The sequence below is a fragment of the Gammaproteobacteria bacterium genome (genome assembly GCA_033720895.1).
In the GTDB taxonomy this organism is placed as follows: Bacteria; Pseudomonadota; Gammaproteobacteria; order Natronospirales; family JAJUFS01; genus JAWWBS01.
In genome coordinates, this window is record JAWWBS010000065.1 from 1 (window position 1) to 10,883 (window position 10,883).

Annotated in this window: 12 protein-coding genes; 5 read left to right on the top strand and 7 right to left on the bottom strand. The window is 63.5% G+C overall.

The genetic code is table 11. The features are described from left to right. The 7 genes from R3217_09125 to R3217_09155 all read right to left on the bottom strand — a co-directional run. A partial coding sequence (locus R3217_09125) for a chorismate lyase (protein MDX1455603.1) occupies window positions 1-303 on the bottom strand: 303 nt, incomplete at its 3' end. A 72-nt stretch (window positions 304-375) separates the two neighbouring features. Next, complete coding sequence (gene recG / locus R3217_09130) at window positions 376-2,466, bottom strand: ATP-dependent DNA helicase RecG (GenBank protein ID MDX1455604.1); 2,091 nt, start codon at window positions 2,464-2,466, stop codon at window positions 376-378. A 15-nt stretch (window positions 2,467-2,481) separates the two neighbouring features. Beyond that, entirely contained in the window at window positions 2,482-2,859 is a 378-nt protein-coding gene (locus R3217_09135; GenBank protein ID MDX1455605.1) for a RidA family protein, read from the bottom strand. 228 nt (window positions 2,860-3,087) lie between these two features. Beyond that, window positions 3,088-5,241: a bifunctional GTP diphosphokinase/guanosine-3',5'-bis pyrophosphate 3'-pyrophosphohydrolase gene (gene spoT / locus R3217_09140; GenBank protein ID MDX1455606.1), complete on the bottom strand. Its 2,154-nt coding sequence runs from the start codon at window positions 5,239-5,241 to the stop codon at window positions 3,088-3,090. A gap of 72 nt (window positions 5,242-5,313) precedes the next feature. Next, window positions 5,314-5,640 carry a DNA-directed RNA polymerase subunit omega gene (gene rpoZ / locus R3217_09145; GenBank protein ID MDX1455607.1) on the bottom strand — a complete coding sequence of 109 codons (327 nt, stop codon included), beginning with the start codon at window positions 5,638-5,640 and terminating at the stop codon, window positions 5,314-5,316. Between the two features lie 124 nt (window positions 5,641-5,764). Beyond that, window positions 5,765-6,406, bottom strand: a complete 642-nt coding sequence (gene gmk, locus R3217_09150) for a guanylate kinase (protein MDX1455608.1) — start codon at window positions 6,404-6,406, stop codon at window positions 5,765-5,767. A gap of 2 nt (window positions 6,407-6,408) precedes the next feature. Further along, the gene (locus R3217_09155; GenBank protein ID MDX1455609.1) at window positions 6,409-7,275 is read right to left on the bottom strand and encodes a YicC/YloC family endoribonuclease; all 867 of its coding nucleotides are present in this window, start codon (window positions 7,273-7,275) and stop codon (window positions 6,409-6,411) included. Between the two features lie 119 nt (window positions 7,276-7,394). On the opposite strand from R3217_09155, the gene R3217_09160 reads away from it, so the two are divergent. The 5 genes from R3217_09160 to R3217_09180 all read left to right on the top strand — a co-directional run. Then, window positions 7,395-8,153, top strand: coding sequence for a protein phosphatase 2C domain-containing protein (locus tag R3217_09160; protein MDX1455610.1), 759 nt, complete (start codon window positions 7,395-7,397; stop codon window positions 8,151-8,153). Window positions 8,154-8,237: 84 nt separating this feature from the next. Continuing rightward, a complete protein-coding gene (gene rph / locus R3217_09165) occupies window positions 8,238-8,960 on the top strand; it encodes a ribonuclease PH (protein ID MDX1455611.1) in 723 nt (240 codons plus the stop codon). After that, a complete protein-coding gene (gene rdgB / locus R3217_09170; protein ID MDX1455612.1) occupies window positions 8,960-9,553 on the top strand; it encodes an RdgB/HAM1 family non-canonical purine NTP pyrophosphatase in 594 nt (197 codons plus the stop codon). The genes rph and rdgB overlap by 1 nt, the downstream gene beginning before the upstream one ends. 5 nt (window positions 9,554-9,558) lie before the next feature. Further along, complete coding sequence (gene hemW, locus R3217_09175) at window positions 9,559-10,746, top strand: radical SAM family heme chaperone HemW (GenBank protein MDX1455613.1); 1,188 nt, start codon at window positions 9,559-9,561, stop codon at window positions 10,744-10,746. Further along, on the top strand, window positions 10,746-10,883 hold a 138-nt coding region (locus R3217_09180; protein ID MDX1455614.1), incomplete at its 3' end, for a CPXCG motif-containing cysteine-rich protein. The genes hemW and R3217_09180, both read left to right, overlap by 1 nt.

A 10,883-nucleotide genomic window follows, 5' to 3' on the forward strand; every position in this document is an offset into this window, starting at 1 on the left:
CGGTTTCGTTCCCAGCTCGGCCAGCCAGCCATCCTTGGCCATGGCCGGATCGGGAATCAGGGTGCGAGCAAAGATCATGGCCGTGTCATGGCAGTTCAGGGTCACTTCGCGCAAGCGCGCGGGCGTGTCCCCGGGCCAGCAATCGGCGAGCTCGTCGGCTCCGGCCGGCGCCTCGCGCAGCACATCGAGATGGAAGCCGTCGCCGCAGCGCTCGCGGATACGCGCGGTCAGCGAGCCCGGCTCGAGCAGCCAGTCGGACTCCCTGCTTGTCAGTTCATCGTTGTCCGGAACGTGCCAGTGCATCAATCCATCTTCCTCGGTGACAGGCCGGCTTGGTGTGCCGCATTCTGCACCGAATCGTCCGCACGATCACCCTCAGGCATTCACGTAACGACCGGCATCACCCAGCCAGCGCGCAATGATCGGTCCCACCGCTTCCGGGTGCTGGTCCAGCAGGCGCTCGGCAATGCGCTGCACGGCAGGCAGCATTTCTCCATCGCGCACCAGGTCAGCCATGCGCAGTTCGGCCAGGCCCGTCTGGCGGGTGCCGAGCACTTCACCCGGTCCGCGCAATTCGAGGTCTTCCTGTGCAATGACAAAACCGTCATTGCTCTCGCGCATGACATGCAAGCGGCGCTTGGCAGTTTGCGACAGCGGCGCCTTGTACATCAGCACGCAGGACGATTCAGCCGTGCCACGCCCGACGCGGCCGCGTAACTGGTGGAGTTGCGCCAGGCCCATGCGCTCCGCATTTTCGATCACCATCAGGCTGGCATTTGGCACGTCGACGCCGACTTCTATCACGGTCGTGGCGACCAGCAGGTCGAGCTTTGCCTGCTTGAAATCGCGCATCACTGCTTCCTTCTCCGCCGGCTTCATGCGGCCATGCACCAGCCCGACGCGCTGGTCGGACAAGGCTTCGGTCAGCGCTTCGAAGGTCGCTTCTGCGGCCTCGAACTGCAACAGCTCGCTCTCCTCGACCAGCGGGCACACCCAGTAGACTTGCCGCCCTTCTTCACAGGCAGCAGCCACCCGTTGCACCACATCACTGCGACGGCTGTCCGGGATGACGACAGTTTTCACCGGCGTCCGACCTGGCGGGAGTTCGTCGATGATCGATGTGTCGAGATCGGCATAGGCCGTCATCGCGAGCGTGCGGGGAATCGGCGTGGCGGTCATGATCAGCTGGTGCGGCGCCATTCCCTCGGCCGCGCCTTTCTCGCGCAATGCCAATCGCTGGTGCACACCGAAGCGATGTTGCTCGTCGATGATCACCAGTGACAGCGAATCGAACACCACGGCCTCCTGGAACAGCGCATGCGTGCCAACCACCACCTGCGCGGTACCGCTTTCGACCAGTGCCAGTTGCTCACGGCGTTTCGCCGCGGTCAGCTTGCCCGACAACCAGGCGACGCGAATGCCGAGCGGCGCCAGCCATTCATCGAAATTGCGGTAGTGCTGCTCGGCCAGCAGTTCGGTCGGCGCCATCACCGCCGCCTGCTTGTTCGCAGCCACGGCCGCCAGCGCAGCCAGCGCGGCAACCACGGTCTTGCCGGAACCGACATCGCCCTGCACCAGTCGCATCATCGCCTGCTCGCGCAGCAGGTCGACCCCGATCTCCCCGGTGACGCGCTGTTGCGCACCGGTCAGTTCGAACGGAAGTGACTGCAGAAACCTGTCGACCAGGTCATTGCCGATGTTCAAGGGCTGGGCACGATCCTTGTCGGCGTCGCGACGCAGTTCGCGCAACGACAGGTTGTGTGCCAGCAGTTCTTCGAAGGCCAGGCGTCTCTGTGCGGGGTGTGATCGCGCAACCAGGGCATTGGCATCCGCATCACCGGGCGGGCGGTGCACGTACTGGATCGCCGAGGAAAGTGTCGGATAGGAAGCATCGGAAACCAGGTCGGCGGGCAGCAATTCCTGCAGGGAAACCTTGCCACGACGCAACCACTCGAGCGCCTGTTCGGTCAGGCTTCTGAGCCGTCCCTGCGTCACGCCTTCGGTCAGCGGGTAGACCGGCGTCAATGCATCTTCCAGGTCACCGCCGCTGTCGCTGATGCGACGGTATTCCGGATGCACCATTTCGAGCGTCTGCTTGCCGCGTCTTGCTTCGCCGAAGATGCGCAGCCGCTGGCCACGCTTCAGGGCATCGGTCTGCTGCTTCGAAAAATGGAAAAAGCGCAGGGTGAGCGCGCCGGTGTTGTCACTGACCCGGACCATCCAGGTGCGCCGGCCGCGAAACGCAATCTCTGACAGCTGCACCTCCGCTTCGACCACGCCGGACTGGCCGGGCAGCATCGACCCGATCGGGAAGACTTTCGTCCGGTCCTCGTAACGGGCAGGCAGGTGGAACAACACGTCCTGCAGGGTGCGCAGGCCCAGCCTTTCGAGCTTGGTCGCGAGCTGTGGACCGACGCCACGGAGCTCGGTCACCGGCACGCTGGCGGCGTCTCTCCCCTGCTGCATGTCAGTGCCCGCTGCTCAGAGCTCGGCCACCGCGTCCATTTCAACTGGCACACCCTTCGGAAGCTCCTTCACGCCGACTGCCGCGCGCGCCGGGTAAGGTTCGTCGAACACCTCGGCCATGATCTCGTTGACCTTGGCAAAGTTGCCGAGATCGGTGAGATAGATATTCAGCTTGACGATGTTCGTCATGGTGCCGCCAGCAGCCTCCATCACCGCCGCCAGGTTGGAAAACACCTGCCGCACCTGCTCCTCGAAGCCTTCGACCACTTCCATGCTGGCCGGCACGAGCGGGATCTGTCCCGACAGGTAGACCGTGCTGCCGACCTTCACCGCCTGCGAATACGTGCCGATCGCTGCCGGCGCCTTGTCGGTGGAAATGATTTCTCTGCTCATCGCGAGTCTCCGAAAGAATTCTCCAATGGGACTGATTGTGCCGGAGTCGACGACGTTTGTGGAATCGGTGAGCGCAACGACTTTTGCTCTTGCCGTTGTGGATGGCTGGAGCGAGGAGTTTTTGTCCAGGCAAGGCGCGCGAACGTCCGAGAAGCGGAGTTTACTTCCAGTAAATGAGCATTCGAGGACGAAGCACAACGCCGCATTGGCGGAAAGACCGACGCTCCCTCAGGTTCTGGTACGCGACACCTTGAGTACCTGCGGCATCTTGCGAATGTGCCGCATGATCTGCGCCAGGTGACGGCGATCCTTCACTGCAAAGAGGAAATTCATCACCGAGGTCGAGCCATCACGCTCCTGCACGTTGACCTGGTCGATGTTGGAGCCAAGCTCGGCAATGGTCGCGGCGACCGTGGCCAGCACGCCGCGCTGGTTGGCGACCTCGATGCGCACTTCGACGGTGAAGTCGCGACTGATGTCCTTTTCCCACTGCACTTCGATCCAGCGCTCGGTGTTGTCCCGGTCGACCGAGATGTTCGGACAATTGAGGCGATGAATGACGATGCCGCGACCGGTGGACATGTGACCGACGATGTCATCTCCGGGAATCGGGTGACAGCAGCGAGCGAGAGTGACGACCATGCCCTCGGTGCCGCTGATCGACAACGGCCCCTGGTCGGCCTCGCGCTGTTCGCTGGCATCGGTCGCGAAGCGTCGCGCCACCAGCGGCGCGGGACGATGACCCAGGCCGATCGACTCGAGCAAGTGATCGAAATCGTCGAGCTTGAAGTCCTTCAAAACGTTCTCGATGTCCGCCGCTTCGAGATCATCGATGCGCTTGCCGAAGAGCTCCAGCGCGCGATCCAGCATGCGCCGTCCCAGCTCGATGGCTTCTTCCTCGCGGAGGTTCTTGAGGTAATGGCGAATGTTGGCGCGCGCCTTCGCCGTGGTGACGAAGTTCAGCCAGGTCGGGTTCGGTTTGCCACCCGGAGCGGTAATGACTTCCACCGTCTGGCCATTGACCAGCGGGGTGCGCAAGGGCGCAAGGCGCCGATCGATCTTGGCCGCGACGCAGGTGTTGCCGACATCGGTATGCACGGCATAGGCGAAATCGACAGCGGTGGCGCCGCGCGGCAGGCGGCGAATGTCGCCTTGCGGCGTGAACACGTAGACCTCGTCCGGAAACAGGTCGACCTTGACGTTCTCCAGGAACTCCATGGAGTTGCCGGAGCCCTTCTGCATTTCCATCACCGAGCGCAGCCATTCGCGGGCGCGCACTTCCGGTGACGTGCCGGCACTGGTCCCTGACTTGTAGAGCCAGTGGGCGGCAATGCCCTTTTCGGCGATCTTGTTCATGTCCGAGGTGCGTATCTGCACTTCGATCGGTACGCCGCCCGGGCCGAACAGCACCGTGTGCAGGGACTGGTAGCCATTGGTCTTGGGAATGGCGATGTAATCCTTGAAGCGACCGGGCACCGGCTTGTAGACGTTATGCACCACGCCGAGCACGCGGTAGCAGGTGTCGACCTTGTCGACGATGACGCGGAAACCGTAGACATCGAGCACTTCGCTGAAGGACAGCGATTTCTCCTTCATCTTGCGGTACACGCTGTAGAGGTGTTTTTCGCGACCCTGCACGTCGGCGTAGATATTGTCGCGACCGAGGGCGTCTTCGAGGTTGGCGGTGATGGTCTTGAGATTGTCTTTCTGCGAGCTGCGGACCTTTTTCATCCGCCGTTTCAGCACCTTGTAGCGATTCGGGTGCATGGCCTGGAAACCGAGGTCTTCGAGCTCCAGGCGGAAATCGTTCATGCCGAGTCGATTGGCAATGGGGACATAGATGTCCAGCGTCTCGCGAGCAATGCGGCGACGCTTGGGCGGCGGCATGACGCCCAGCGTGCGCATGTTGTGCAGGCGGTCGGACAGCTTCACCAGGATGACGCGGATGTCCTTGACCATGGCCAGCAACATCTTGCGGAAGTTTTCCGCCTGGGCCTCGGCCTTGGAACGAAACTTGATCTGGGTGAGCTTGGAAACGCCATCGACCAGCTGCGCCACTTCCTCACCGAAACGATCCGCGATTTCCGATCGCTCGGTGGGCGTGTCTTCCAGCACGTCATGCAGGATGGCGGCGATGACGGTAGCCCGGTCCATGCGCATGGACGCCAGCACCGAGGCAACCGCTACGGGATGGGTGATATAGGGTTCACCGGAAACGCGCTTCTGGCCCTCGTGGGCCTTGGCACCGAATTCGAAGGCCTGCTCGATTTCGGCGACCTGCTCGGCGTCGAGATACTCCCCTGCCAGCGACAGCAGCCGGTCGACACCGGCCACGCGCTTCAGCTTGCCAGCGCGATTGAAGACTGAAGCGGCATAACTCATGGGGAAAAGGAGGCGAGAGGGTGTTGCCAGCGGTCACCGGGGCGAGCAAGCGCCCCGGACGACCCGCCAGGTTCAGACGCCGCTCTCGTCCTCTGCCGGCTTGGCATCTTCGCTCTCGGCTGCTTCGACAGCTTCGGCAGCAGCGGCTTCGGCAGCAGCAGCTTCGGCTTCGGCAGCGGCAGCGGCAGCCAGCGGGTCATCGGATTCATCGAGGATGTCGACGCTGACGTGGCCCTCGGCAATTTCGCGGAGCGCAACGACGGTCGGCTTGTCGTTTTCCCAATCGAGATGGGCTTCCGAGCCATTGGACAGCTGACGCGCGCGCTTGGTGGCGATCAGCACGAGCTGGAAAAGGTTTTCGACCTGCGGCATGCAGTCTTCGACGGTTACACGAGCCATGGATGCACTTCCTCAACAATGATCTTTGGTGAAACGGCCGATCAGTGTATCCCAACTGCGCAGGATTTGGCCAGAAATATCGCGTTTTTTTCCCTTAATTCAGTGGCTTACGTCGTCAACGGCATCAATCCGACGCGGCGCTGTTGCCTGCCAGCAGGTTACGCACCAATGGCTTGAGCTCATCCCGGTCCACCCGGCTCTGCTCGCCCTTGCCGCGCAGGATCCGCTGCAACTCTTTCAGGGCGTGGGAAAAGTTGTCATTGACCACCACGAAGTCGAAGTCCTTCCAGTGCGACATCTCCGCCTCGGCATCGCCCATGCGCCGGGCAATGACATCATCCGCATCGGTGGCGCGGTTGCGCAGGCGACGCTCCAGCTCGGCCCGCGACGGTGGCAGGATGAAAATGCTGATGCACTCCGGCCAGGCCGCTCGCACCTGCTCGGCACCCTGCCAGTCGATTTCCAGGATCACGTGCTTGCCTTCGGCCAGCTTGGCCTCGATATGCTCGCGCGAGGTGCCGTAGTGGTTGTCGAAGACCCGGGCATGCTCGACAAATGCGCCCTGCCCGATCATGGCCTCGAATTCCCGGCGCGACACGAAGAAGTAATCCCGCCCGTCTTCCTCGCCATCCCGCTTCGTGCGCGTGGTGTAGGACACCGAGTAATCGACCTGCGGGTCATCGTGTACCAGTTCCTTCACGAGGCTGGTCTTGCCTGCACCCGATGGCGCGCTGATGACAAACAGTTTTCCGGCTGGCTTGTTCATGCTCACTCTATGTTCTGGATCTGCTCGCGCATCTGCTCGATGAGGACCTTGAGGTCCACGGCCGCCTTGGTGCTGGCCTTGTCCTGCGACTTGGAACCCAGTGTATTGGCTTCGCGGTTGAACTCCTGCATGAGGAAATCCAGCCGTCGGCCAACAGGTTCGTCGCGGCCGAGGATATCGCGCATTTCGGTGACATGGCTATCGAGCCGATCGAGTTCCTCGTCGACATCGAGCTTCTGGAAATTGAGCACCAGTTCCTGCTCGAGGCGGTCGTTGTCGGGCTGGACGTCCAGCTCGGCCAGTTTTGCCTCGAATTTCGCGCGCAGCTGCTCGCGAATCGTCGGCATCAGCTGGCGGACGTCGCCGACAATTCCGCTCACGCCATCGAGACGTGTCAGCAACAGCTCGCGCATGCGCGCACCCTCGCCGGCACGGGCCTCCTTCAGCGCCGCCAGGGTATCGTCCAGCAAGGCCAGGGCGGCCGCGTGCAGCGGTTCGAGATCGGTGTCGGCCTCCTGGATGACACCTGGCCAGCGCAGTACTTCGCTGGCGCGCAGTTCCTGCTCGGTGCCGATCAGCCGCGACACCTTGCCGTGAACATCACGAATCTGGCGGACCAGCGGTTCGTTGACGTCCAGCGCCTTGGTCTCGCCGGCATCACGCTCCCAGCGCAGGGAAATATCGAGCTTGCCGCGCCCCAGGGCGGCCGTGACCTTTTCGCGGATTGCCGTTTCCAGCGGCCGGAACTCTTCCGGCAGGCGAAACTGCATCTCCAGGTAACGGTGATTGACCGAGCGCATTTCCATCGTCAGCAGGCCGAAATCACCACGGCTTTCCTGGCGGGCGAATCCGGTCATCGAGTAAATCATCAAGCGTCTCCTCGGGCCTTTCAGCCGGCATGTGCCTGGCGCGCAACCCGGCAGTGGGCGCGGCGCGGCGAAGCTGGCATTATACGGACAGAACAGGAGCAGGACAGGCCGGGGGCAAAGTGGATTTCGAGACCGCCGAGGTCACGCTGATTGGCGACAGGGAAACCAACCAGGACCGTCACGGGGTATTGATGAGTGACGAGGAAGTCATGCTGACGGTCTGCGATGGCATGGGCGGCCACGAGGATGGCGAGCTGGCAGCCGCCACCGCGGTCGACTGCTTCATGGCTGGCTTCAAGGAAGACAAGCCGAAGGCGGCCGACGCCGCCTCCTTCATCCGCAAGGTCATCGAGCAGGGACACGAGGAAACCGTCCGCGTCGGCATCAAGAAGCCCATCGACCAGCGCCCTCGGACCACCGCCACCCTTTGCATCATCTCCCGCGGCATCGCCCGCTGGGGCCATGTCGGCGATTCCCGCATCTATCAGTTCCGTGATGGGGAGCTCGTCACTCGCACCCGGGATCACTCGGCCGTCGAGGCGATGTTCCAGCGCGGAGCCATTACCGAGGCGGAGATGCTGACCCACCCGATGCGCAATTTCGTCGAGCAGTGCCTCGGCGGCGAGCCGGACCAGCCCAAGATCGAAATTGCCGATGCCGTCGAACTGGAACCCGGCGACGTGCTGTTGCTGTGCTCGGATGGCTTCTGGACGCCGCTGGATATCGGCAAGACCGGCGAGCAGCTGTGTGCCGCCGAGGACCTGCAAGACGCCCTGGATGCCCTGGCCGAGGAAGCCTACGAACTCGCCAAGCCGCAATCCGACAACATCACCGCCACCGCCTTCCGCTACGAAGGCCCGGACGACGAGGAAGATTGACCGGCGTCGTGGCGGCGGTCGGTCTGGGCCGCCCAGTCCGTTATACTCCGGCCACACTCTGCTTCATCCGACCCCGGAGGTTTCATGCGACCCAGTGGACGCAACGCGGACCAGCTTCGCGACATCGAGCTCATTCCCGAATACACCCGCCATGCCGAGGGTTCCGTGCTGGTCGCCTTTGGTGACACCCGCGTCCTCTGCAACGCCAGTGTCGAAGATCGCGTGCCGCCCTTTCTCAAGGGCAAGGGCCAGGGCTGGGTAACCGCCGAGTACGGCATGCTGCCGCGCGCCACCCACACTCGTGGCCGCCGTGAAGCCGCGCATGGCAAGCAATCGGGCCGCACCCAGGAAATCCAGCGCCTGATCGGCCGTTCCCTGCGGGCGGTCATGGACCTCGGCGCGCTGGGCGAGCGCAGCATCACCCTCGACTGCGACGTACTGCAGGCGGATGGTGGCACGCGCACGGCCTCGATCACCGGTGCCTGCGTGGCACTGGCCATGGCCACCCGCCAGCTGCTGAAAGACGGCAAGCTGAAAAAGGATCCGCTGATCGGTTCGGTCGCCGCCGTGTCCGTCGGCATTTTCAATGGCCAGCCAGTACTGGATCTCGACTACGCCGAGGACTCGCAGGCCGAAACCGACATGAACGTGGTAATGAATGCCGCCGGCGCCTTCATCGAGGTGCAGGGCACGGCCGAGGGGCATGCGTTCCGCCGCGAGGAACTCGACGCCATGCTGGACCTGGCGGCGGCCGGCATTGCCGATCTGACCCGGAAGCAGAACGACCTGCTGGACAGTCTTTCCTGATGAAGCTGGCGGGCAAGGAACTGGTCCTGGCCACGGGCAATGCTGGCAAGGTCCGCGAAATGCAGGCCCTGCTGGAGCCGCTGGGCCTGGCCATCCGGCCGCAATCGGACTGGGACTTTCCCGCTGCCGAGGAAACCGGCCTGACCTTCATCGAGAATGCCATCATCAAGGCGCGTCACGCGGCCGAGCAGACGGGCCTGCCCGCCCTGGCCGATGATTCCGGGCTGGAAGTCGATGCCCTGGACGGCGCACCGGGCATCTATTCCTCCCGCTATGCCGGCGAGGATGGCAATGCCGAAGCGAACATCGACAAGCTGCTGGACGAACTTACCGGCGTCGCCGATCGCAACGCCCGCTTCCGCTGTGTCATCGTCCTGCTGCGCCACCCCGCCGATCCCATGCCGCTGGTGGTGGATGGCAGCTGGGAAGGACGCATTCTCGATGCTCGCCAGGGCGAGGGCGGTTTCGGCTATGACCCCGTGTTCCAGCCGCTGGATGCCGAATGCGCTGCCGCCGAGCTCAGCAAGGAGGCCAAGAACCGCCTCAGTCACCGCGGCAAGGCGCTGCAGGCCCTGCTCGACCAGCTCCGCTGATTGCCATGGCACAGGTCGACATGTCCCTGGCCAATATTCCATTGACCCTTTACGTGCACCTGCCCTGGTGCGTGAAGAAGTGCCCCTATTGCGACTTCAACAGCCATGCCGTAAAGGACTCGCTGCCCGAACGCGAGTACCTGCGGGCATTGCAGGCTGACCTCGCCTTCGCGATGGACGAGACCGAGAGCCGGCCGCTTGAGGCCATCTTCTTTGGCGGCGGCACCCCCAGCCTGTTCTCGCCAGGTGCTTTCGCAGAGCTGCTCGCCGACATCGCGCAGCGGCTCCCCTTGCGACCGGATGTCGAGATCACCCTGGAGGCCAACCCCGGCACCATCGAACATGGCCGCTTTGCCGATTACCGAGCTGCCGGCATCAACCGTGTCTCGCTGGGCGCCCAGAGTTTCGATAACGACGCCCTGCGAACACTGGGTCGCATCCACGATGCCGGCTCGATCCACAAGGCCGCCGAGGAACTGCATGCCGCCGGCCTCGAAAATTTCAATATCGACCTGATGACCGCGCTACCGGGCCAGACCCTGGAGTCGGCGCTGCAGGATGTCGACACGGCGCTGTCACTCGAGCCGCAACACGTCTCGCTGTATGAACTGACGCTGGAGCCCAACACCCTGTTTGCCGTTCGGCCTCCTGCCGGCCTGCCCGACGAGGACACGGCCATCGACATCCTGGAAGCGACCCGCGGCCGCCTCGCCACGGCCGGTTTCGAGCGCTACGAAGTGTCGGCCTTCGCCCGCCCCGGCCGGCAGAGCCGCCACAACCTCAATTACTGGACCTTCGGCGACTACCTCGCCATCGGCGCCGGCGCCCATTCCAAGATGACATCGGCAACTTCCAGTCAATTCAAGGTGTTGCGACAATCCCGCCAGCGCCACCCGGACAAGTACCTGGCCACCGCGGGCACGGCTGCCGCCATCCAGGAGACGCGCCTGCTGGACGCCGGGGAACGGCAATTCGAGTACATGTTGAACCGCAGCCGTTTGCTGGCGCCCGCGCCCTTCAGCGAGTTCGAAGCATCCACCGGACTGGACGCCGATGCCCTGGTGCCCCGCCTGTCTGCACTGGCAGCCCAGCAACTGGTTGAACTGACGGATGGGCAATGGGCGGTGACGGCACGAGGCCTCGAGCTGTTGAACGACGTCCAGGCGGCGTTCCTGCCCGGGGAGCGCGGCTGATGTACGAGCTGCCCAGCACCACGCTCGCCTGCCCCTACTGTGGCGAGACCGTGTCCGTGGAAATGGATACCGCCGGGGAGGCCCAGGACTTCATCGAGGACTGCCCGGTCTGCTGTCGCGCCATCGAATTTACCGCC

Excerpts from the sequence above, each read along its gene's own strand:
- rpoZ (MDX1455607.1), bottom strand. The coding sequence starts at position 5,640 with ATGGCTCGTGTAACCGTCGAAGACTGCATGCCGCAGGTCGAAAACCTT.
- recG (MDX1455604.1), bottom strand. The coding sequence starts at position 2,466 with ATGCAGCAGGGGAGAGACGCCGCCAGCGTGCCGGTGACCGAGCTCCGT.
- rph (MDX1455611.1), top strand. The coding sequence starts at position 8,238 with ATGCGACCCAGTGGACGCAACGCGGACCAGCTTCGCGACATCGAGCTC.
- spoT (MDX1455606.1), bottom strand. The coding sequence starts at position 5,241 with ATGAGTTATGCCGCTTCAGTCTTCAATCGCGCTGGCAAGCTGAAGCGC.
- R3217_09155 (MDX1455609.1), bottom strand. The coding sequence starts at position 7,275 with ATGATTTACTCGATGACCGGATTCGCCCGCCAGGAAAGCCGTGGTGAT.
- gmk (MDX1455608.1), bottom strand. The coding sequence starts at position 6,406 with ATGAACAAGCCAGCCGGAAAACTGTTTGTCATCAGCGCGCCATCGGGT.
- R3217_09135 (MDX1455605.1), bottom strand. The coding sequence starts at position 2,859 with ATGAGCAGAGAAATCATTTCCACCGACAAGGCGCCGGCAGCGATCGGC.
- rdgB (MDX1455612.1), top strand. The coding sequence starts at position 8,960 with ATGAAGCTGGCGGGCAAGGAACTGGTCCTGGCCACGGGCAATGCTGGC.
- hemW (MDX1455613.1), top strand. The coding sequence starts at position 9,559 with ATGGCACAGGTCGACATGTCCCTGGCCAATATTCCATTGACCCTTTAC.